18 protein-coding genes are annotated in these 21,353 nt (G+C 71.0%); 11 read left to right on the forward strand and 7 right to left on the reverse strand.

Annotated features, from left to right (window positions below; genetic code table 11):
• Positions 1-1,098 carry an ABC transporter substrate-binding protein gene (locus ACIBN2_RS18345; RefSeq protein ID WP_399135491.1) on the reverse strand — a complete coding sequence of 366 codons (1,098 nt, stop codon included), beginning with the start codon at positions 1,096-1,098 and terminating at the stop codon, positions 1-3.
• Positions 1,099-1,243: 145 nt separating this feature from the next.
• Positions 1,244-2,257, reverse strand: coding sequence for a LacI family DNA-binding transcriptional regulator (locus ACIBN2_RS18350; RefSeq protein WP_399135492.1), 1,014 nt, complete (start codon positions 2,255-2,257; stop codon positions 1,244-1,246).
• A 164-nt stretch (positions 2,258-2,421) separates the two neighbouring features.
• On the opposite strand from ACIBN2_RS18350, the gene ACIBN2_RS18355 reads away from it, so the two are divergent.
• The gene (locus ACIBN2_RS18355) at positions 2,422-5,031 is read left to right on the forward strand and encodes a PA14 domain-containing protein (RefSeq protein WP_399135828.1); all 2,610 of its coding nucleotides are present in this window, start codon (positions 2,422-2,424) and stop codon (positions 5,029-5,031) included.
• A 60-nt stretch (positions 5,032-5,091) separates the two neighbouring features.
• On the opposite strand, the gene ACIBN2_RS18360 is transcribed toward ACIBN2_RS18355, so the two are convergent.
• On the reverse strand, positions 5,092-5,523 hold the full coding sequence (locus tag ACIBN2_RS18360; protein ID WP_399135493.1) for a VOC family protein: 432 nt from the start codon (positions 5,521-5,523) through the stop codon (positions 5,092-5,094).
• 98 nt (positions 5,524-5,621) lie between these two features.
• On the opposite strand from ACIBN2_RS18360, the gene ACIBN2_RS18365 reads away from it, so the two are divergent.
• Together ACIBN2_RS18365 and ACIBN2_RS18370 are read left to right on the forward strand one after the other, a co-directional pair.
• On the forward strand, positions 5,622-6,290 hold the full coding sequence (locus ACIBN2_RS18365; RefSeq protein WP_399135494.1) for a GntR family transcriptional regulator: 669 nt from the start codon (positions 5,622-5,624) through the stop codon (positions 6,288-6,290).
• Positions 6,291-6,342: 52 nt separating this feature from the next.
• Positions 6,343-7,059 (forward strand): HpcH/HpaI aldolase/citrate lyase family protein, encoded by a 717-nt coding sequence (locus ACIBN2_RS18370; protein ID WP_399135495.1) that lies wholly within the window; start codon positions 6,343-6,345, stop codon positions 7,057-7,059.
• A gap of 49 nt (positions 7,060-7,108) precedes the next feature.
• Here the strand turns inward: ACIBN2_RS18370 and ACIBN2_RS18375 are convergent, their stop codons facing one another.
• The 3 genes from ACIBN2_RS18375 to ACIBN2_RS18385 are packed head-to-tail and all read right to left on the reverse strand — an operon-like array spanning position 7,109 to position 10,173.
• Complete coding sequence (locus ACIBN2_RS18375) at positions 7,109-8,104, reverse strand: TAXI family TRAP transporter solute-binding subunit (RefSeq protein WP_399135496.1); 996 nt, start codon at positions 8,102-8,104, stop codon at positions 7,109-7,111.
• On the reverse strand, positions 8,101-9,507 hold the full coding sequence (locus ACIBN2_RS18380) for an ATP-binding protein (RefSeq protein WP_399135497.1): 1,407 nt from the start codon (positions 9,505-9,507) through the stop codon (positions 8,101-8,103). The genes ACIBN2_RS18375 and ACIBN2_RS18380 overlap by 4 nt, the downstream gene beginning before the upstream one ends.
• A 3-nt stretch (positions 9,508-9,510) precedes the next feature.
• Positions 9,511-10,173: a response regulator transcription factor gene (locus ACIBN2_RS18385; protein ID WP_399135498.1), complete on the reverse strand. Its 663-nt coding sequence runs from the start codon at positions 10,171-10,173 to the stop codon at positions 9,511-9,513.
• 174 nt (positions 10,174-10,347) lie between these two features.
• Here ACIBN2_RS18385 and ACIBN2_RS18390 point away from each other — a divergent pair, with 174 nt between their 5' ends.
• Genes ACIBN2_RS18390 through ACIBN2_RS18400 form a run of 3 tightly spaced genes read left to right on the forward strand, consistent with a single transcriptional unit; the run spans position 10,348 to position 13,694 of the window.
• Positions 10,348-11,373: an amidohydrolase family protein gene (locus ACIBN2_RS18390; RefSeq protein ID WP_399135499.1), complete on the forward strand. Its 1,026-nt coding sequence runs from the start codon at positions 10,348-10,350 to the stop codon at positions 11,371-11,373.
• 25 nt (positions 11,374-11,398) lie between these two features.
• Positions 11,399-12,328 carry an amidohydrolase family protein gene (locus tag ACIBN2_RS18395; protein WP_399135500.1) on the forward strand — a complete coding sequence of 310 codons (930 nt, stop codon included), beginning with the start codon at positions 11,399-11,401 and terminating at the stop codon, positions 12,326-12,328.
• 4 nt (positions 12,329-12,332) lie between these two features.
• Positions 12,333-13,694: an MFS transporter gene (locus ACIBN2_RS18400; RefSeq protein ID WP_399135501.1), complete on the forward strand. Its 1,362-nt coding sequence runs from the start codon at positions 12,333-12,335 to the stop codon at positions 13,692-13,694.
• A 63-nt stretch (positions 13,695-13,757) separates the two neighbouring features.
• Here ACIBN2_RS18400 and ACIBN2_RS18405 read toward each other — a convergent pair whose 3' ends face one another.
• Positions 13,758-15,887: a glycogen debranching N-terminal domain-containing protein gene (locus tag ACIBN2_RS18405; protein WP_399135502.1), complete on the reverse strand. Its 2,130-nt coding sequence runs from the start codon at positions 15,885-15,887 to the stop codon at positions 13,758-13,760.
• A gap of 133 nt (positions 15,888-16,020) precedes the next feature.
• Here ACIBN2_RS18405 and ACIBN2_RS18410 point away from each other — a divergent pair, with 133 nt between their 5' ends.
• The 5 genes from ACIBN2_RS18410 (at position 16,021) to ACIBN2_RS18430 (ending at position 21,145) form a co-directional block, all read left to right on the forward strand.
• On the forward strand, positions 16,021-17,079 hold the full coding sequence (locus ACIBN2_RS18410; RefSeq protein WP_399135503.1) for a LacI family DNA-binding transcriptional regulator: 1,059 nt from the start codon (positions 16,021-16,023) through the stop codon (positions 17,077-17,079).
• A 130-nt stretch (positions 17,080-17,209) separates the two neighbouring features.
• Positions 17,210-18,454: an extracellular solute-binding protein gene (locus ACIBN2_RS18415; protein ID WP_399135504.1), complete on the forward strand. Its 1,245-nt coding sequence runs from the start codon at positions 17,210-17,212 to the stop codon at positions 18,452-18,454.
• A gap of 6 nt (positions 18,455-18,460) precedes the next feature.
• Positions 18,461-19,639, forward strand: coding sequence for a carbohydrate ABC transporter permease (locus tag ACIBN2_RS18420; protein WP_399135505.1), 1,179 nt, complete (start codon positions 18,461-18,463; stop codon positions 19,637-19,639).
• Entirely contained in the window at positions 19,636-20,535 is a 900-nt protein-coding gene (locus ACIBN2_RS18425) for a carbohydrate ABC transporter permease (RefSeq protein WP_399135506.1), read from the forward strand. Before ACIBN2_RS18420 ends, ACIBN2_RS18425 begins: the two co-directional genes overlap by 4 nt.
• Before the next feature lie 79 nt (positions 20,536-20,614).
• Positions 20,615-21,145, forward strand: coding sequence for a polyketide cyclase (locus tag ACIBN2_RS18430; protein WP_399135507.1), 531 nt, complete (start codon positions 20,615-20,617; stop codon positions 21,143-21,145).
• Positions 21,146-21,353 lie beyond the last annotated feature (208 nt).

The raw sequence follows: 21,353 nt of genomic DNA on the forward strand, positions 1-21,353 counted from the left end.
TCAGTAGGCCTTGGCGAGGTCCGACTGGGCGTTGCTCTTGGCGTAGGAGCTGTCCTTGATAACGATGTCCTGGCCCACCTTCTGGCCCTTGGTGAAGGTGTCGAGGGTCTGGAAGGCGAGCGGCCCGAAGCGCGGGTTGGACTCGATCACGCCGTAGATCCAGCCGTCGACGATGCCCTGTACGGCGTTGCGGGTGCCGTCGATGGTCACGATCTTGACGTCGCCGGGCTTCTTGCCCGCGCCCTTCAGGGCGTTGACGGCGCCGAGGCCCATCTCGTCGTTCTCGGCGTAGATGCCGGTGATGCCGGGCTTGGACTGGATGAGGTTCTCGGTGACCGACTGGCCCTTCTCGCGGGCGAATTCGCCGGTCTGCCTGAACACGATCTTCAGGCCGGGGGCCTTCTCCTTGATGCGGTCCTCGAAGCCCTTGGTGCGCTCGGTGGTCACGTTGTTGCCGGCCGCGCCGAGCAGGATGGCGATCTCGCCCTTGCCGCCGGTCGCCTCGATCATCGAGTCGGCGGCCCGCTTGCCCTGTTCGACGAAGTCGGAGCCGATGAAGCTCACGTAGTCCTTGCAGGCGGTGGCGTTGATCTTCCGGTCGATGGTCACGATCGGGATGTGCTTGGCGGCCGCGGTGCGCAGCACCGGTTCCCAGCCGTCGGAGTTGAGCGGTGCGATGACCAGCAGGTTCGCGCCCTTGGCGATGAGGTCCTGGACGTCGCTGATCTGCTTGGAGAACTGCGACTGGGCGTTGGCGGTGAGCAGCTTCACGCCCCGCTTCTTGGCCTCGGCCTTGATGGAGGCGGTCTCGGCGATCCGGAAGGGGTTGGCCTCCTTCTCGGACTGGGAGAAGCCGACGGTGGCGCCCTTGAGGTCGAGTTTCTGGCCGCCGTAGGCGTCGATGGTGCAGGTCGGCCCCGAGCCGGTGCCGGGCGAGGCGACCACCTGACCGGCGTCGTCCTGCTTCGAGGCGGAGGTCTTCTTGCCCGAGTCGTCCTCGGACTTGGTGCATCCGGTCGCGAGCGCGAGGCTCGTCACGAGGCCGGCGGCGAGGAGGGTTCGTGCGGAGGTGCGACGGACAAGTGCGGTGGGCTTCATGGGTGTCCCCAAACGGCGCGGGCCCCGGGAGGTGAGAGCGCTCTCGGGGAGGCTGGCTCTTGCGGTCAACTCGGCGTGCACGTCGTTCAGGGGAGGTTTTTACATCGTTGGAAGGACCGTGTAAAGCCTTCCGTCCGAAATCTCGTCACCTCCGGCCGAGTGTGCTCTCCCGCTCAACCAGCCGGAACTCCGCGGTCAGTTCGCGTCCACCAGGCTCCTCGCGGCCCGACAGGCTGCGCAGAAGCGAGCCGACGGCCATCTTCGCGATCGCCTGCTTGTCCGGCGAAACCGTCGTCAGGGTGACGGCGCCGAAACGCCCCTCCTCGATGTCGTCGAACCCCACCACCGCCACGTCCCAGGGCACCCGCAGACCCCGCTCGTGCAGCACCCGCATCGCCCCGATCGCGATCAGGTCGTTGAACGCGAAGACGGCGTCCGGGCGCACCCCGGCGTCGAGCAACTGGGCCATCGCCCGTGCCCCGTCGGCCCGGTCCCAGCCGCCGACCGGCACCACCAGGCTGTCCGGCGCGGGCACCCCGGCCGTCGCCAACTCCGCACGCCAGCCGTCCAGTCGCAGGTGGGCGGGCCGGTTGACCGAGTCGGTGCGCACCCCGAGATAGGCGATCCGGGTCCGGCCGCGGCCGAGGAGATGGCGCACCGCGCAGCGCGCCGCGGCCACGTTGTCGATCGCGATGTGGTCGAACGGCAGGTCGTACTCGCGCTCGCCGAGCAGCACCAGCGGGACGTCGTCCGAGCGGCCCTGCAGATCCTCGGCCTCCAGGGCCAGCGGGCTGAGGATCAGCCCGTCGATCACCCGGCCGCGGAAGCCCTGGCTGACCAGGATCTCCTGCTCGCGCTCGCCGCGGGTGTGGTCGAGCAGGACGGTGAACTCGTGCTCGGCCGCCGCGTCGATCACGGCGCCGGCCAGCTCGGCGAAGTAGGGGTTGCCCAGTTCGGGAACGGCCAGGGCGATGATCCCCGTCCGGCCCTTGCGCAGATGGCGCGCGGTCAGGTTCGGCCGGTAGCCGAGCTCGTCGATCGCCGCCTGCACACGCGACCGCATCCCCGGCGTGACGTGCGGATAGTTGTTCACAACGTTGGACACGGTCTTGATCGAAACGCCCGCGCGTTCCGCCACGTCCTTCAGGCTGACCCGCAAGGGATCTCCTCAGCATCGATGGGTGCCCCGTCCACGAGGCTTTGTCATGTCCCCTGGACAGCGGCCGGGAGTCGTGCTCTCATGCCAACTGCCGTTCCTTCCAACGTTGTACAGACTGAAGCAACGAGCCGCCACCCTTCCTCAGCCAAGGAGGATTCGTGCGCATCAGCCCCGTCCACAGACCCATCCGTCAACGCCTCGCCCTGCTGCTCGCCGCGGCACTGGGCGCCGCGGGCCTCGCCGCGGCACCCGCCGCGACCGCGGCCGACGACCCCGTGGAGGTCCACGGCCTGAAGGGCGATTACTACACCCAGTCCGCCCCGGGCGCCTTCGACTTCGACCAGCTCAAGGCCACCGGCTTCGATCCGAACCTCGACTTCGACACCCTGGAGCCGCGCCTGAACTTCGCCACCGGCCAGTCGGACGACGTCAGCGTCCGCTGGACGGGCAAGGTCGTCCCGGAGAAGACCGGGCCCACCACCTTCTCGATCATGGGCGACAACGGCTTCCGGCTGTGGGTCGACGGGAAGATGGTCATCGACCACTGGGTCGACGACTGGGACCGCGAACAGACCGGCGCACCGGTCGACTTGACCGCGGGCAAGGCATACGACATCAAGGTCGAGTACTTCGAGCACTACGGAGGCTCCAACCTCCATCTGCGCTGGACCCCGCCCGGCGGCACCAAGACCGCCGTACCGCAGTCGGCCTTCCGGCTGCCCGACGGATGGGCCTACGACGGCGCCGTCTCCACCACCGTCCTCGCGAGCGGCCGCACCCTCAAGCTCGACTTCGCGCAGCCCCTCGCCGCGCCACCGGCCGGTCTGAGCAGCCACTTCGACGCCGTGATCGGCGGCGCCAGCTGGCCCCTGGGCGACGCGAAGCTGGACCCCGCGAACCCCCGCACCCTGCTCGTCGCGCTGAAGGAACCCGTCGTCGGCAACAAGACCGGCACCGCGCCCGGCCTCGCCGACGTGCGATACGACGGCAAGGGCGGCCTGACCGGCACGGACGGCAACGTTGTCAGCACCTTCTGGAGCAGCGGCGCCAACAAGTCCACCTACGAGCTGCGCACCAAGTGGGCCGACGACGTCTCGCCGCGCAACGCCCATCCCGAGTACCCGCGACCGCAGTTGACGCGTGGCGCCTGGAAGAACCTCAACGGTTCCTGGCAGTTCGCCGCCGCCAAGGCGGGAGACCAGCCACCGGTGGGCAGGAACCTCGGCGAGAAGATCCTCGTCCCCTACCCGGTCGAGTCCCAGCTGTCGGGGATCGAACGGCACGAGGACCGCATGTGGTACCGGCGCACCTTCACCGTGCCGCCCGGCTGGAAGGTCGGCTCCGGCAAGCGGCTTCAGCTGAACTTCGGCGCCGTCGACTGGAAGGCCGAGGTCTACGTCAACGGCACCAAGGTCACCGAACACCAGGGCGGCTACGACAAGTTCAGCGCCGACGTCACCGACGCGCTGAAGCCCGGCCGTACCCAGGAACTGATCGTCGGCGTCTACGACCCGACCGACGCGGCGAACGGCGAGAACCCGCCGATCGGCAAGCAGCGCCTGGACCCCAGCGGCATCTGGTACACGCCGACCTCGGGCATCTGGCAGACGGTGTGGATGGAGCCGGTCGCCTCCGACCACGTCGACCAGCTCAAGCTCACCCCGGACGTGGACGCCGGCACGCTCACCGTCGAACCGCAGGGCGTGCGCGCCGGGTTGCCGGTCACGGCGACGGCCTACGACGGCAAGCGCAAGGTCGCCACCGTCACCGGCCGGAGCGGCGGGCCCCTGACCCTGCGCCTGCGCAAGCCGCATCTGTGGTCGCCCGACGACCCCTTCCTCTACGACCTCAAGGTCACCGTCGGGGCCGACCACGTCGGCAGCTACTTCGGCATGCGCTCCATCAAGGTCGAGAAGATCGACGGCGTTCCGCGTACCGTCCTGAACGGCAAGCCGATCTTCATGATGGCCACGCTCGACCAGGGCTTCTGGCCGGACGGCCTCTACACGGCCCCGACCGACGAGGCCCTCGCCCACGACCTGAAGATGCACAAGAACATGGGCTTCAACTCGGTGCGCAAGCACATCAAGGTCGAGCCCGACCGCTGGTTCTACTGGGCGGACCGGCTGGGCCTGATGGTGTGGCAGGACATGCCGGCGATGACGGCCGGCGTGAACCCGTCCACCGCGGCCCGCGCCGAGTACGAGCGCGAGATGAAGCAGATGATCGACGAGCACATCAGCAGCCCGTCGGTCGTCATGTGGGTCACCTTCAACGAAGGCTGGGGCCAGTACGACATGGCCCGCATCGCCGACCAGGCCAAGTCCTGGGACCCGACCCGGCTGGTGAACTCCATGTCCGGGATCAACCTCGGGGCCGACGGCGGCACCGGCGACATCATCGACGAGCACGGCTATCCCAGCCCCGCCCTGCCACCGAACCCGGACGGCCGGCGCGCCCTGGTCAGCGGTGAGTACGGCGGTCTGGGGCTCGCGGTACCCGGGCACGCCTGGTCGGTGCAGCAGTCGTACGTCGACGTCGATCCCTCGACCTACACGGACGACTACCTGGCCAAGCTCGCCGAGGTCCACGGGCTGGCCTGCAAGGGCGGCAACGGCGCGGTCTACACCCAGATCTCGGACGTCGAGGGCGAGCTCAACGGCCTGATGACGTACGACCGCAAGGTGGTCAAGCCCGATGTCAAGCGGCTCAAGGCAGCCCAGCAGGCGCTGATCTCCGACGCCTCACGGGCCACGCCGGCCGGATGCGCCTGACATGAGAAAGGTGCGGTCCGCCCGTCCGGGCCACGGGCGGGCGGACCGCACCGCCGCCGGTCAGGCGGCGAAGACCTGTGCATCGTCGGCGAACGCCTTGAACTCCAGGGCGTTGCCGGCCGGATCGTGGAGGAACATCGTCCACTGCTCGCCCTTCCGGCCCTCGAAGCGGACGTAGGGCTCGATGACGAACGCGACGTCCGCCGCGCGCAACCGGTCGGCGAGCTGGTGGAATTCGGGCACGGTCAGGATCAGCCCGAAGTGCGGCACCGGAACGTCATGGCCGTCGACCGGGTTGTGGACGCGCTGCCCGCGCTCCGGGGCGAGATGGGTGACGAACTGGTGGCCGTGCAGGTTCCAGTCCACCCACCTCTCCGCGCTGCGGCCCTCCTCCAGGCCCAGCACGTCGCCGTAGAACCGGCGGGCGGCGGCCAAGTCGTCGACCGGCACGGCGAGATGGAACCGCGGGATCGGGGAGTCGAGAACGGTCATGGAATGCCTTCCTGCTCGGACCTGTCCAGCACCTGTCGCAATGTCGACATTGATTGCGATTCAAATGTTAACATTGCGACATTGAGGAGGTGAAGGCGATGAACGAACGGGGACGAGTGACTCCCGCCCGGCGCCGGGGTCTTGCCGACGAGGTCGCCGACCGCATCCGGGAAGCCGTCTTCGACGGCAGGTACGCGCCCGGCGCGCAGCTGCGCGAGGTGGAGCTGTCCGGCGACATGGACGTCAGCCGCGGCCCGGTGCGCGAAGCCCTTCGCCTGCTGGAACGGGAGGGGCTGGTCCACTGCGCCTGGCACCGCGGCACGACGGTGACCTCGCTGTCCGCGGACGACGTGGCCGAGCTGGACAGCCTGCGCGGCGCGCTGGAGGACCTGGCCGTCCGCGAGGTGATCGCCCGCGCCTCGGACGAGGACCTCGCCTCCGTCGCGAAGACGGCCGACATGATGGAACGGGCCGACGACGCGCACGTGATGGTGCGCTGCGACATCGCCTTCCACGACGCGGTGTTCGCCGCCTCCGGCCACCGGCGCCTCGCCGACGCCTGGGACGGCATCCGCTGCCAGGTGCACCTGTTCCTGCTGACCCGGATCGGCCGCAGCACCGAGGATTATCTCGACCGCGTCCCGCACGAGCACCGGGAGCTCGTCGCCGCGCTGCGCGCCCGCGACACCGAGGCCGCCCTCACGCTCTTCGCCACACACCGACGCCTCGCCGTCGACGTCATCTCCGGTTCCACGGAGTCGAGTTGAGCGGCGCGCACCACACCCCGGACGAGCACACGGCACACGAGGAGACACCAGCGTGACCCGAACGACGACGTGGACCCCGACCTCGGGCACCGGGGTGTGGTCACTCCTGGGCGCCGCCGCCGCGGAGGCCGTCAGCCACGGCGGCCCCGGCTGGATCGGGCTCGACGCCCAACACGGTTTCTACGACGACCAGTCGGTGCGCGATGTACTGCATGTCGTCACCGCGGTCGACACGTTGGTGCGCGTGCGCTCGCTCGACGCCGGAGAGATCGGCCGGGCGCTGGACGCCGGCGCGCGAGGGGTCATCATCCCCATGATCGAGAGCGCCGGGGCTGCCGCCCGTGCGGCATCCGCGGTGCGCTATCCGCCGGTCGGCAGCCGCAGTTGGGGGCCGTTCGCCCCGTACTGGGGCCGTGCGGAGGTCGGGGTCGAGGAGGCCAACCGCCACGTGGTCTGCGGCGTCATGGTCGAGACCCGCCTCGGGCTCGACAACGTCGAGGAGATCGCCGCGACGCCGGGTGTCGACATGATCTTCGTCGGGCCGTACGACCTCGCCCTGTCCCTGGGCGTCGCGCTCGACGACCTCATCGCGGGCGACGAGGGAGAGCTCCGGTCCGTCGTCTCCGCGTGCCGGGCGAACGACGTCATCCCCGGCGTGTACGCGGGCAGCCCCGCGCGGGCGCGGCAGCTCGCCGAGATGGGGTTCGAGGTGGTGGCGGCCCGGTCGGACCGGGATCTGCTGATCGACGGGGTCGCGACGCTCGGCTAGGTGCTTCTGCGGGCGCCCACCCGGCAGAACGGTCGACAACTCCCTCGATTCAGCCGTGCAGCGCCCGGTACGCCGCGACCGCCCCCGGATGCAACGCGATGCTCCCCGTGCCGATCAGGCTGCGGACGTCGAGGAACTGGGCCCCGACCGCGCTTCCCGGTACGAGTGCGCCGGCGCGCTGGACCAGCAGGCGCGTGACCGCCTCGGCCACGCCGGGGTCCAGGTCGGGGCGGCACACCAGCAGGTTGGAGACGCCGACGGTGGCGACGCCGCCCGCCGCACGGTAGGCGCTCTCGGGGAACGTCACCTCTTCCAGGCCCGAGGCGGCCAGCCCGTCGCCGCTGCCGCGGCGGGGCAGCAGATCGGTGAGCGGCAGGAAACGCAGACCCGGGTCTTCATCCAGGTCGGTGAGGGTGGGCAGGGGAACGCCGCCCGCCACCAGCAGGCCCTCGACGGTTCCCGCCCGCACGGCGTCGGCCGCGGCGGCCAGCCGCAGATGGCGTACCGGGACGTCGGTGCCCGGCCTCAGGCCGGCGGCACGCAGCAGCCGTTCGCCGAGCACCTCCGCCCCAGAGCCTGGAGCACCCAGGGAGACGGTGTGTCCGGCCAGGCCGGAGACGGTACGCACGGTGGAGTCCGCGCGGACCGCGAACTGAAGGTAGGTCTCGTACAGCCTGCCGATCGCCCGCAGGGGCACCGGGCGCGGGAAGAGGGCGGTGCCCTGGGCCTCCCGCGCGGTGTCGGTGAGGACGAGCGCGAGGTCGACGCGGCCGTCGCGCAGCAGCTCGAGGTTGGTGACGCTGCCCGCCGTGGTGCGGATACGGCAGCCCAGGCCCGGGTACGCCGCCTCGATCTCGGTGGCGAGGAGGCGGCCGAAGGCGGCGTAGAACGCCGTGGGCTCACCGGTCGCCAGGCGCAGGAGCCCGCTGGGCCCGACGCTCTGCCGCGAGACGTCACCGTCGAGCGCACCTCCGAGGGCCACGGCGGCCGCGACACCGACGCCTGCGCGCATGGCGGTACGGCGGCTGACGGCGCGGCTGTTCATCGTGCACCCCCGTCACCGGCGACCAGCGGTACGTACGCCCTGGCCCGCAGCCCGTGGGGTCGCGCCCGCCCCAGCTCCAGGCGCCCGCCCCGTCCCGCCAGCAGCTGCTGTGCGATCGCCAGCCCCAGGCCCGTACCGGATGTCGTGCCGTTCTGCCGGGACGAGCGCCAGAATCGCTCCGTGGCCCGGGTCAGCTCGTCGGCCGTGAGGCCCGGGCCGGTGTCGGTGACCGTGAGTACCGCCCAGGGGCCGTCGGCGGTGCAGGTCAGGGTGATCTCGGCGCCCGGGCCCGCGTACTTGATGGCGTTGTCCAGCAGGATGTCCGCGATCTGGGCGAGTTCACGCTCCGTGCCGACCGCCGGGACGGCGGCGTCGGCCTCGGTGGTGAGGCGGATGCCGGCGCGGTCGGCGACCGGCTGCCAGAGCCGGTGCTGGGTCAGGGCGACCGCGGCGGCGTCGCAGCGCGCGTCCGCGTCGTCGGTCACCGTCAGTTCACCGGCCCGGTGTTCCGCGGTGGCGAGGGCGAGCATGTCGTCCAGGAGGGTTTCCAGGCGGTCGAGTTCGGTGGTGACGCCGGTGTAGGTGCGCTCGGCGGACGCGGGCAGATGGGTGTGCAGCGCGTCCACGCGCAGCCGTAGCGCGGCCATCGGGTTGCGCATCTGGTGGGAGGTGTCGGCGACGAGCCGGCCCTGCTGCTCCAGGGCCGCGATGACGGTGCGCGCCATGCGGTTGAACCCGGTGGCCAGCTGACGCAGCTCGGGCGGGCCGGAGGCGCGGGTCCGGTCGGGCGGCAGGCCCGCGGCGAGCTGGCCGACGGCCCGGTCCAGCCGGCGCAGCGGGCTGACCACCCAGCGGGTCGCGGCCTGGGCGAGCGCGGTGCAGGCCAGGGCGACCAGCGCCGTTCCGGCGAGGACCGCGGCCCAGCGTCTGGTGACGTCCGCCGCGGCCGTGGTCACCGAGGCGCGCAGGACGACGGCCCCGGTGACCTGGGTGCCCGTGCCGGCCGGCGCGGCGAACATGCGGTGCCCCCGCGACCAGGGCCGCAGCGCCGCCGCGGGACGGGCGCTCTGGTTGCGCAGCGCCGCGTCGATCAGCCGGGTCACGCCGGGCTGGTCCGCCCGCATGCCGCCGGTCTGCACGACGGGGCTGCGGCGGATGTCGGTGACGACGAGCGGTTCGCCGTACAGCTGCGTGTAGCGGCGCGCCTCGGCGACGACCTGGGAGGTGTCGCCGGTCCTCGCCGCCTGGTCCATGAGGGAGGCGAAGCGGTCGAGGTCGGAGCTGCGGGCGAGGACCAGTTGCTGGGTGCGGTCCGAGGCGGTGAACAGCAGCAGCGGGATGGCGAAGGCCGCTGCCGCGAGGACGCCGAACAGCAGCAGTACGGCCTGGACCCGGGCGCGCACGCCTCAGTCCCCGAAGCGGTAGCCGAAGCCGCGGATGGTGGTGAGCAGCTCGGGGCGCCCCAGCTTGGCGCGCAGCTGGGTGAGGTGGACGTCGAGGGACCGGGAGGTGGTGTGGCGGGCGTCGCCCCACACCTCGTCCAGGAGCTGCTCGCGGCTGACGGCCGTGCCCGCGCGCCGGGCCAGCACCGCGAGGACGTCGAACTCCTTGGCGGTCAGCTCGACCTCCGCACCGGACACCCGGACCCGGCGGGCGTCCAGGTCGACCTCCACGTCACCGGCACGTACGGCGCGCGCGCCGGTGCCGGATCCCTTGGCCCGTGAGCGCCGGGTGACGGCGTCGATACGGGCGAGCAGCTCGGTCAGCCGTACGGGCTTGACCAGGTAGTCGTCCGCGCCGAGCCGCAGCCCGCGCACCACCGAGCGCTCGTCGCCGCGCGCCGTGAGGATCACCACGGGCAGGTCGCTCACCGCGCGCAGCGTGCGCAGCACCTCCAGGCCGTCGACGTCGGGCAGGCCCAGGTCGAGGAGCAGGAGGTCGGCGCTGCGGTGGTAGGTCATGACGTCCTTGCCGTGGCGAAGGCGCCGGGTGTCGTGTCCGTGGTCGTAGAGGACCTCCACGAGGGCCGCGGCCACCCCGTCGTCGTCCTCGGCCAGCAGCAGCTGCATGTGCCCACCTCCTTTCGCCTGTGGTCCCGCTGCCGAATGTAGACCACGAGGTCAGGAGGGGGTCGCCAATGTTAAGCGCACGTTAGTTCCGTGCCAGGGCGGCTCCCCGCGCCCACGGCGCGGAGCCAGGCTGCACCCGTCAGCGACGACGTACGACCGCGAATGGGTGCAGCAATGATCATCGATTGCCACGGCCACTACACGACCGCGCCCCCGGCCCTGGCCGGCTGGCGGGAGCGGCAGATCGCCGGGCTCGCCGATCCGGCCGCCGCCCCCGCCCGCGCGGATCTGCGCATCGGCGACGACGAACTGCGCGAGACGATCGAGACGAACCAGCTGCGGCTGATGGACGAGCGCGGCATCGACATGACGGTCTTCTCGCCGCGCGCCTCGTTCATGGCGCACCACATCGGCGGCTTCGAGACGTCGGCGGAGTGGGCGTCGATCTGCAACGAACTCTGCCACCGTGTCAGCCAGTTGTACCCGGAGCGGTTCGCCCCGGCCGCGATGCTGCCGCAGTCACCCGGTGTCGACCCCGCCACCTGCCTGCCCGAACTCACCCGCTGCGTCGAGGAGTTCGGCGCGGTCGCAGTCAACCTCAACCCGGACCCCTCCGGCGGCCGCTGGACCGCCCCGCCGCTCACGGACCGGTACTGGTACCCGGTCTACGAGAAGATGGTCGAGTACGACGTCCCGGCCATGGTGCACGTCAGCACGAGCGTCAGCCCGGCCTTCCACACCACCGGCGCGCACTACCTCAACGCCGACACCACGGCGTTCATGCAGCTCGTGCAAGGCGACCTGTTCGCGGACTTCCCGACCCTGCGGCTGATCATCCCGCACGGCGGCGGCGCGGTGCCCTACCACTGGGGCCGCTTCCGGGGTCTGGCGATGGCGCTCGGCAAACCGGAGCTGAGTGAGCACGTCCTCGGCAACGTCTACTTCGACACCTGCGTCTACCACCAGCCGGGCATCGACCTCCTCCTCGACGTCGTCCCCACCGGCAACGTCCTCTTCGCCTCGGAGATGATCGGCGCCGTCCGCGACATCGACCCGTGCACCGGCCACCACTTCGACGACACCCGCCGCTACGTCGAGAAGGCCGCCCTGAGCGCGGACGACCTGGCCGCGGTCCAGGAGCACAACGCCCGCGCCGTGTACCCGCGCCTGGACGCGCTGCTCAAGCGCCAGGGCCGCTGACCTTCCATCCCCTTCAGGAGAACCCGTGCCCACCGCTGTCCCCAACTCCCCCGTGACGCCGGGCTGGTTGGACTGGTATCAGAACCCGTCCGCACCGACCTTCACGCTGCCGCCCGGCACGGTCGACACCCACTGCCACATCTTCGGCCCGCAGTCCGTCTTCCCCTTCGCGCCGGAGCGCAAGTACACGCCCTGCGACGCGGGCAAGGACCAACTGTTCGCGCTCCGCGACCACTTGGGCATCACCCGCAACGTCATCGTGCAGGCCACCTGCCACGGCGCGGACAACACCGCCATGGTCGACGCCCTCGAGGCGTCCGGCGGGCGGGCCCGGGGCGTCGCCACCGTCCGCCCGGACATCGGCGAGCGCGAACTGCTCGCCCTGGACGCCGCAGGCGTACGAGGGGTGCGATTCAACTTCGTACGGCGGCTGGTCGATTCCTCGCCCGAGGACGACCTGAGCCTGATCGCGAAGAAGATCGCCCCGCTGGGCTGGCACATCGTCCTGTACTTCGAGAGCGCCGACCTGCCCGACCTGGAGGACTTCTTCGCCTCGCTGCCCACTCCCCTGGTGGTCGACCACATGGGCCGGCCGGACGTGACCGGGTCGGCGGACGGGCCGGAGTTCTCCCGCTTCCTGCGCTTCGTGGCGGCGAACGACGTCTGGGTGAAGGTGACGTGTCCCGAGCGTCTGAGCGTGACCGGTCCCGCCGCGCTGAACGGCGAACGCCATCCGTACGCCGACGTCGTCCCCTTCGCCCGCCGCGCCGTCGAGGAGTTCCCCGACCGCGTGCTGTGGGGCACCGACTGGCCGCACCCCAACCTCACCGACCACATGCCCGACGACGGGCTCCTGGTCGACCACGTGCCGCAGATCGCGGCCACCGCCGAACAGCAGCAGCGTCTGCTCGTCGACAACCCGACGCGCCTGTACTGGCCGGACGAGGAGATCTGATCCCATGGTGCACTCCAACGCCCTGAACAGGCTGAACCGGCTGCCGATCGGCCGGTTCCACAAGGTGACGCTGCTGGCCGTGTCCTTCGCGTACTTCTTCGAGTTCGCCGACATCAACACCTTCGCCACCACCGCCCCCAAGCTGATCAAGCTGTGGGGGGTGACGATCGACCAGGTCGCCTACGTCACCTCGCTGTCCTTCGTCGGCATGTTCATCGGGTCGATCGTCGCGGGAGCGATGGCCGACCGGTGGGGCCGCAAACGCACCCTGCTGCTGACCACGTTGTGGTTCGGCGTCTTCTCGTTCGCGTCGGTGTTCTCCTGGGACATCGTGTCGCTGGGCGTGTTCCGCGTGCTGACCTCGGCGGGCCTGGCCGCGATGACCGTCGTCGCCGTCATCTACGTCAACGAGCTGTACCCGGCCGCCGTCCGCGGCAAATACCAGGCGTACGCCATCGTCGTCGGCATCTGCGGCACCCCGGCCACGAACCTCGTCGCGAGCGCGGTCGTCCCCCTCAACGACTGGTCGTGGCGGCTGATCTACCTCTGGGGCGCCCTGGGCATCCTGCTCGTGCTGTTCACCCGGCGGCTGAAGGAGTCCCCGCGCTGGTACGAGAGCCGCGGCGAGTACGCCAAGGCGGACGAGGTCCTGCGCGAGATCGAGGCGAGCGTGGCCGCGGAGAAGGGCCCGCTGCCCGAGCCGGCGCCTCCCGTGGACGAGGTGCCGCAGACCCGGGCCCCGTTGAAGCTGCTGCTGCAGAAGAAGTACCTCTTCCCGACCTTGCTGCTCACGGTGCTGTGGGTGACCCAGACCATCGGCTTCTTCGGCTACTCCAGCTGGGCGCCCACGCTGCTGGCCAAGGAGGGCTTCAGCGTCGAGAAGTCCGTCTTCTACGTGGCACTGACCACGGTCGGCGCACCGCTGGGCTCGTATCTGGCGTCGCTGGTGACCGACCGCTTCGAACGCAAGTGGTGCCTGGCCGCGTTCGGCATCGTCATCGCCCTGTGCGGCCTGCTGTACGGCCTGACCTTCAACCCGGTCCTGATCATCGTCTTCGGCTTCCTGGTCAACATGTTCGAGCGCGGCTACACGGCTCTCGCCTACGCCTACTCGCCCGAACTCTTCGACACCCGCGGCCGATCGCTGGGCACCGGTGTCTCCTACGGGCTCGGCCGCCTGTCGAACGCCGCAGGGCCTCTGATCGTCGCGTCGCTGTACCAGAGCAGCGGCTACCGGAGCGTCTTCTGCTTCATCGCCGGAACCTGGCTCGTCGGCGCCGTGGTCCTGGCCGTCTTCGGCCCCCGCACACGCCAGGCCCGCGCGGGCGCGAAGGAGGCGCGACAGGAGATCGTGCAAGTGCCGTGACTTTGCAGTGAGGTGACGGCGAGCCGTCCTGCGACGCAAGCCCCGCAGGACGGCTCGCCGTCCTCACCGTGTGACCGGACTCAGCCCTTCCGGCACGGTCACGTCCACCCGCCCGTCGGCCGCGACCGTGATGTCCAGCCCGCCGTGGCCGACTTGGAGACCCGTCACCGTCAGCGGTGCGTAGGCCGTGGCGAAGGCGGGCGTCACGGTGACGGTTCCGGCCGGGACGTCCGCGTCGAGGCCGAGTGCGGCCTGGAGCACGGAGACCGAGGAGGCGGCCGCCCACGCCTGCGGGCGGCAGGACGCCGGGTAGGGGGCGGGGCTGGAGCCGCCCTCGGCGCCATGCCCGGCGAACAGTTCGGGCAGGCGGGAGTCGAAGGCGGCGGACGCGGTCAGCAGCCCCTGCGCCAGGGACGCGGCGGCGTCCGGGAAGCCGGCCCTGACCAGGCCGTGCACCGCGATGGCGGTGTCGTGCGGCCAGATGGAACCGGTGTGGTAGCCAAAGGGGTTGAAGCCCACCGCGTCGCTGCTCAGCGTGCGCAGACCGTGGCCGGCGTCGAGGTCGGGGCCGGTCAGCCGGGCCGCGAGCAGGGCGCTCTCCTCCGCGTTGAGCAGTCCCGTGCCGAGGAGGTGGCCGAAGCCGGAGGTCACCGCGTCAGCCGGCCGGCCGTCGCCGTCCAGGGCGACCGCGGGGTAGGGGCCGTGGGCGTCCTCCACCCAGAAGTGCTTGCGGAAGCGGTCCGCCAGCCGCGCGGCCCACTCCTCCCACTGGTCGGCTCCGGGCCGGCCGAACGCCCGCAGCAGGGCGGCCCCGCCGCGCGCCGCCTCGTAGGCGTACGCCTGCACTTCGCACAGCGCGATCGGGGCGGTGGCGAGGCGGCCGTCGTGGTAGCGGATGGAGTCGTCGGAGTCCTTCCAGCCCTGGTTGGACAGGCCGTGGCCGCTCTGGTCGACGTACTTGAGGAAGCCGTCGCCGCTCGCGTCGGCCTGGGTGCGCATCCAGGCGAGCGCCGCCTCGGCATGTGGCAGCAGCGCTTCGACCTCTCCGGGGGCCAGACCCCAGCGCCAGGCGTCGTGGAGGAGGGTGATCCACAGAGGGGTCGCGTCGACGGTGCCGTAGTACACCGGCGGGAGCGCCAGCTGCTTGGCCAACTGCGGTGTGTCGCGGCGTACTTCGTGCAGGATCTTGCCCGGCTGCTCCTCCGTGGCCGGGTCGGTCACGGCGCCCTGGCGGCGGGCGAGGGTGCGCAGGGTGCCGGCCGCGAGGCCGGTGCCGAGCGGCAGGAGCATCCGGGCCGCCCAGAGCGAGTCGCGGCCGAAGAGGGTCAGGAACCAGGGGGCGCCCGCGGCCAGGAACTGGTCGGGACGGTCCGGGCCGGGCGACCGGGGGTCGGCCAGGCGCAGCCGGTCCAGGTCGGCCAGGGACTGGGTCAGCCACCGGTCGAGGCCGCGGTCGGCGCTGTGCAACGTCGGTGTTTGCCAGGGGAGTTGACCGTCCGGCGGAGCGGGGAACTGATCGCCGTCGGTGTAGGCGGCGACGCAGTCGAGCGTCACGCTCCACGAGGTGCCGGGCGGCAGATCGATGTCGTACGACAGCCGGCCCTCCGGCAGGTGCAGCGTGTCCGGCGCGGGCTCGGCGGTGAGCTGGACGCCGAAGTCGCCGGCGCTCCAGGAGAAGCCGATGGCGTGGGCGTCGGCGGCCTCCGCGGGCAGCGCCCGCGGGGGCCGCCCCGACTTCACCTGCTCCATGGTGGCGAGGTCGGTGCCGGCGGTCACCGTCAGCCGAAGACCGACGTGCCGGACGCCGTCGTTGGTGATCTCGACGACCTCCTCCATCCGTCCGTCCCTGGTGCGGCGACGCCGGTGCAGGGCGACGGCCGGGTCCGGGGTCGTCTCGCCGAGACCGCGCAGGACGGCCCTGAAGTCCGCCCGGTCCGCCCCTCGCAGTCCGCCCTGCACGGGCGCCGGAGCGATGCCTTCGGCGGCGACGGTGAGCTCGGACAGGGCTCTGCGATCACCGTGGTAGAAGCCGTCCACACCCCCTCTGAACTGCCCGTCCGCAGACGAGATCACGAGACTCGGCGCATGCAGCGTGACGACCGCGTCGTGCAGGAACGGCTGCAGACCGCCGGCCGCGGAGGCCGACCGTGCCGCCGAGGCGTCGGTGTCCTGGGGCTTGACAGTGGAGTCCAAAGGAGTAGAACCTCTCAGCATTCGAACGTTCCAAAGACATTAAGTGACTCGTCAGAGCGCTTGCAATGGTTTTGGAACGCTAAAACTGCCGACAGAACGCCACTCTCGTTCGTTCGACCAGCCGGAGAACCGCATGCCCCGCTCCAGCAACACGTCCGCCGGCAAGGGCGGCCCGGTGACACTCACCCAGGTCGCCCGCCGGGCCGGGGTCTCCGCCCAGACCGTGTCGAACGCGCTCAACTCGCCGGAGATGCTGCGGCCCGAGACCCTGGAACGGGTGCGCCGGGCCATCGACGAGATGGGCTACCGCCCCAGCCGCGCCGCCCAGACGCTGCGCACCCGCTCCAGCAGACTCATCGGCTACGGCATCCAGCCCGGGCCCTCCAGCAGCCCGGTCCTGGACCGCTTCCTGCACGCCCTGTCGCAGGCGGCCGACGAGGCCGGCTACCGGATCCTGCTGTTCGCCTCCCCGTCCGGCGGCCCAGCTCTGGACGGTTACGAGGAACTCCTGGACCAGCACGAGGTCGACGGCTTCGTGCTCAGCGGCACCGAGCGCGGCGACCCCCGCCAGGCGTGGCTGACCAAGCGGGGCGTGCCGTTCGTCGGTTTCGGCCGGATGTGGTCGGGACGGCAGATCGGCGACTGGGTCGACGTCGACGGAGCCTCGGGCACGGACGCCGCCGTCGAGCACCTCGTGGCCCAGGGCCACCGCAAGATCGCCTTCCTCGGCTGGGAGCGCGGCATCTCCGGCGCCGGTGACGACCGCGCCGAGGGCTGGCAGCGCGCCATGCGCCGGCACGGGCTGTCCACCCGCGGGCGGCGGGGGCAGAGCGTCAACGACACGGACGCGGCCCGCACCGCCGTGAAGCCGCTGCTGGACGGCGGTGCGACCGCCGTCATCGCGGCCAGCGACATGCTGGCCCTCGGCTGCTACCAGATGCTGCGCGAGTGCGGCGCCGCCCCGGGCCGCGACGTCGCGGTGGTCGGCTTCGACGACTCCCCGGCCGCCGAACTCCTCTCCCCCACGCTGACCTCCCTGGCCCAGCCGCTGGAGGACGTCGGCCGTGAGTGCGTACGGCTGCTGCTGGCCCGTATCGCCTCCCCCGACGCACAGCCCGAACGGCTGTTGCTGGAACCGTCGTTGGTGGTGCGCGACAGCACGGCCGCCACGGCCCACGGCGCCGCCCGCTAAGCGCCCCCTGGCGACGTCCCCCCGTCCGTCGCCTCCCCCGGTTCACCCCCTCCTCGCCATGCCGGGCACGCCTGCCGCGCCGCCCGGGTGGAGCCGCACGTATCGCACCCCCGCACCCCGGAGGATCTCCATGGCCCACCGCACGGCCGCCGCCGCACTCGTCACCGCCACGGCGCTCCTGACCGCCACCGGCTGCTCGTCCAGCTTCGGCGGCGACCAGAAGACGGCCCAAGACTCCCATGACAAGCAGCACTTGACCGTCCTCATAGCCTCCTCGGGCGACGCCGAGACCAAGGCGGTGAAGGAGGCGGCGACCGCCTGGGCCAAGCAGTCCGGCAACACGGTGACCGTGGACGTCGCCAAGGACATCAACCAGCAGCTCGCGCAGTCCTTCGCCGGTCACAAGCCGCCGGACGCCTTCTACGTCAACTCCGACCAGTTCGCCAACTACGCCAAGGCGGGCTCCCTGTACCCCTACGGCGACCAGGTCAAGGACACCGGCGACTTCTCCGCACAGCTGCGCAGCTCGTTCACCTACGACGGCAAGCTGGTGTGTCTGCCCAAGGACACCTCCACCCTCGCCCTGGCGATCAACACGGACCTGTGGAAGAAGGCCGGTCTCACCACCGCCGACTACCCGACCACGTGGGCCCAACTCAAGGCGGTGGCCGCCAAGTTGACGAAGGGCAAAGTCACCGGCCTGGTCGTCAACGGCGAGTACGCGCGCGTCGGCGTCTTCATGAAGGAAGCCGGCGGCTGGATCACCAACGGCGACCAGACGAAGATGACCGCCGACAGCACGCAGAACGCCCAAGCCCTCACCTACGTAAGGTCGTTGCTGAAGTCCGGCGCGATGAAGTACGCCACCCAGGTCGACACCAACTGGGGCGGCGAGGCCCTCGGCAAGGGCAAGGCCGCCATGACCATCGAGGGCAACTGGCTCACCGGCGGCATGCAAGCCGACTATCCGAACGTGAAGTACGCGGCCGTCCCGCTGCCCGCCGGTCCGGCCGGCAAGGGCACCCTCGCCTTCAGCCAGTGCTGGGGCGTGGCCAAGGACAGCGCCCACCAGAAGGCGGCCGTCGACCTGGTCGAGCACCTCACCACCAGCGCCCAACAGGTCAAGAACGCCGACGCGTTCGGGGTGATGCCCTCGCGCACCAGCGCCCTCGCCGAGTACGCGAAGAAGAACCCCTCCGCCAAGGCCTGGGTCGACGCCAACTCCTACGCGCAGGGCCCGGTGACCGTGGCCGGCTTCGACAAGGTCCTCGCCCAGTTCAACACCGACCTCGCCGCGCTGGGCAGCACCGACCCCAAGAAGATCCTCGCCGACCTCCAGCGCAACGGCGAAGCGGCCCTCGCGAAGGGCGAATAGGCCGCCATGCCACCCCATGACACGACCCGTACGACGTCCGGCGGCGCGGTGCGCGGCGACGCCGCACGGACGGTCGGCCTGCCTGGCTCACCTGACACGCCCGGCCAGGCCGGCCCGGACGCGACGCCCCGCCCCAAGTCCCCCTCGCGCGCGGGGCGTCGCGCCGAAGGCCGCTGGGGCTGGCTCTTCGTCAGCCCGATGGTGATCGTGCTCGGCCTGTTCCTGGTCCTGCCGATCCTGATGGCCCTGTGGGTGAGCCTGCTGCACTGGGACGGGCAGTCCAACCCGTTCACCGGGCAGGCGAAGTTCGTCGGGCTCGACAACTACCGGGCCCTGCTCACCCAGGACGGCCTCGACCGGACCCTCTTCGCGACCGCCCTGCGCAACAACCTCTACTACGTGCTGCTGACCGTGCCCCTGCAGACGGTCCTGGCCCTGACCCTGGCCATCGTCGTCAACCAGCGGATGCTGCGCGGCCGGGGCGCCCTGCGCACCGCGTTCTTCTTCCCGTCCGTCACCAGCTCCATCGCCGTCTCCACGATCTTCCTCTTCCTGTTCCAGGGCAGCGGCGCCGTCAACACCATGCTGTCGTGGATCGGGGTGAAGGGCCCGAACTGGTTCAACGACCCCCGCGGTGTGCTGTCCCTCCTCCTCGGCGGCCTGGGCCTGGTCGACACCGGCCACCCCACCGGTGCGCTCGCCGACCACTCCTTCATGGGACTGTCCTGGTTCGAGTGGCTGTCCGGGCCGTCCGTCGCGATGTGCACGATCATCCTGCTGGCCGTCTGGACGACCTCCGGCACCTTCATGCTGATCTTCCTCGCGGCGCTCCAGGACATCCCCCGCGAACTGGAGGAAGCGGCCGCCATCGAGGGCGTCAACCGCCGCCAGCTGCTGCGCCACGTGACCCTGCCGGCCCTGCGGCCCGTCCTCTTCCTGGTCCTCACCCTCGGCCTGATCTCCACCTGGCAGGTCTTCGACCAGGTGTACGTCATGAGCCAGGGCGCCCCGGGCAACACGACCCTCACCCCGGCGTTCCTGTCGTACAGCAGCGCCTTCGGCGACGCCGACTACGGCCAGGGCGCGGCCATCGCCTTCATCCTGCTCGCCCTGATCCTCACCATGACCGCCCTGCAGCGCCTCGCGCTGCGCGAACGCACGCCCCGCCTCCGGAGGAACCGATGAGCACCCAGTCCTCGGCCGCCCGGACGCCGGGCCGCCCCGTGCTCGGCCGCTTCCCCCCGCCGCTGCGCGTCCTCGGCTACACGGCCGTGGTCGCACTCGGTCTGCTCTACGTCCTGCCGTTCGTGCTCCAGCTGGTCACCGGCTTCAAGACGGACCCCGACGCGGCCGCCCACCCCCTCGGCCTGCTCCCCACGACGCCCACGACCGCCGCCTATCAGCGCCTGTTCGGGCTCAGCCGGGCCGGCGACGGAGTGCCGTTCCTGCGCTGGCTGGGCAACTCCGCCTTCGTCGCCTTCGTCGTGACCGCGGGACGTGTGCTGTTCGACTCGATGGCCGGGTACGCCCTGGCCCGCCTCCGCTTCCGCGGCCGCGGCCTGCTGTTCGGCTTCGTCCTCGCGGTGATGGCGGTGCCCGGCGTGGCCCTGCTGATCCCCAAGTTCCTGGTCCTGAACACCTTCGGCCTCTTCGACACCTACACCGGCATGATCCTTCCGCTGATGGTCGACGCCGCGGGCATCTTCATCATGAAGCAGTTCTTCGAGTCCATCCCGCGCGAGGTGGAGGAGGCCGCCCGCGTCGACGGCGCCGGCGTCTTCCGCATCTTCTGGTCGGTGGTCCTGCCCATGGCCCGCCCCGCCCTGCTCACCCTCACCGTGCTTTCCTTCCAGGGCTCCTGGAACGAGTTCACCCACTTCCTCGTGGCCACCCAGTCCAGCCAGTACGAGACCCTCACCACCGGCCTCGCCCGCCTCGTCTCCGGCGGCCTGGGCGGCGGCACCCAGTACCCCCTGAAACTGGCCGCGGCCCTCCTGGCCACCCTGCCCGTCGCCGCCCTGTTCTTCTGCTTCCAGCGCTACTTCGTCCAGGGCGCGAACGCGGGGGCGGTCAAGGAGTAGTCCGCCGATCGCCTTGCGTCCGATGAGTTCCGCGTCCCCGGGCCGTCTGCATGGTGGGAACCTTTGGAGGAAGAGGAGCGTGAACCCCGTGGACCAGGAGAGCGTGAGCGCCACCCTGACCGTCGCCGTGCCCGCCGCCCGGGTCTTCGCGGTCCTGGCGGACCCGACGACCCATGCCGCGATCGACGGCACCGGCTGGGTCTCGGAGGCCGCCGACCGCGCGCCGCTGACCCAGGTGGGTCAGGTCTTCCGGATGGACATGTACCACCCCGACCATCCGGACGGTCATTACCGGACCGCCAACCAGGTCCAGCTCCTCGACCCACCGCACGCCATCGGCTGGCTCACGGGAACGGAGAAGCAGGACGGCGGCCTGGAGCTCGGCGGCTGGCTCTGGCGCTACGACCTCACTCCCCTCGGCCCGACCCAGACCGGGGTGACGCTGACGTACGACTGGTCGGCGGTGCCGGGGTTCAGGCGGGAGTACATCCAGTTCCCGCCGTTCGGTCCGGAGCATCTGATCAACTCGCTGCGTCATCTGGCCGAGTTGGCGGCAGCGGTGTCTCGGGCCGGGGTGTCCGTCGGGCAGATGCCTGGCGGGCGGCCGTAGCGGGTGTGTTCAGGGCCGGGGGGTCAGACGGAGCGTGGTGGCACGGGCCCGCTCGGCGGCCATCGGCTCGGCCTGGCCGCAGTAACGCCCGTACTCGGCCCGGCAGGCACCGTCCACGCGTTCGTTGACCGCAGGGTCTCCGACCGGGGTGATACGACGTCTGCGTCGACACCGCCGGCACTGATGTGTCCTCTCCGGCTGGTGCGGG

It is taken from the genome of Streptomyces sp. NPDC050534 (genome assembly GCF_044457745.1).
Classification (GTDB): Bacteria; Actinomycetota; Actinomycetes; order Streptomycetales; family Streptomycetaceae; genus Streptomyces.

Excerpts from the sequence above, each read along its gene's own strand:
- ACIBN2_RS18400 (WP_399135501.1), top strand. The coding sequence starts at position 12,333 with ATGGTGCACTCCAACGCCCTGAACAGGCTGAACCGGCTGCCGATCGGC.
- ACIBN2_RS18365 (WP_399135494.1), top strand. The coding sequence starts at position 5,622 with ATGAACGAACGGGGACGAGTGACTCCCGCCCGGCGCCGGGGTCTTGCC.
- ACIBN2_RS18360 (WP_399135493.1), bottom strand. The coding sequence starts at position 5,523 with ATGACCGTTCTCGACTCCCCGATCCCGCGGTTCCATCTCGCCGTGCCG.
- ACIBN2_RS18345 (WP_399135491.1), bottom strand. The coding sequence starts at position 1,098 with ATGAAGCCCACCGCACTTGTCCGTCGCACCTCCGCACGAACCCTCCTC.
- ACIBN2_RS18420 (WP_399135505.1), top strand. The coding sequence starts at position 18,461 with ATGCCACCCCATGACACGACCCGTACGACGTCCGGCGGCGCGGTGCGC.
- ACIBN2_RS18390 (WP_399135499.1), top strand. The coding sequence starts at position 10,348 with ATGATCATCGATTGCCACGGCCACTACACGACCGCGCCCCCGGCCCTG.
- ACIBN2_RS18375 (WP_399135496.1), bottom strand. The coding sequence starts at position 8,104 with ATGAACAGCCGCGCCGTCAGCCGCCGTACCGCCATGCGCGCAGGCGTC.
- ACIBN2_RS18415 (WP_399135504.1), top strand. The coding sequence starts at position 17,210 with ATGGCCCACCGCACGGCCGCCGCCGCACTCGTCACCGCCACGGCGCTC.
- ACIBN2_RS18425 (WP_399135506.1), top strand. The coding sequence starts at position 19,636 with ATGAGCACCCAGTCCTCGGCCGCCCGGACGCCGGGCCGCCCCGTGCTC.
- ACIBN2_RS18410 (WP_399135503.1), top strand. The coding sequence starts at position 16,021 with ATGCCCCGCTCCAGCAACACGTCCGCCGGCAAGGGCGGCCCGGTGACA.
- ACIBN2_RS18385 (WP_399135498.1), bottom strand. The coding sequence starts at position 10,173 with ATGCAGCTGCTGCTGGCCGAGGACGACGACGGGGTGGCCGCGGCCCTC.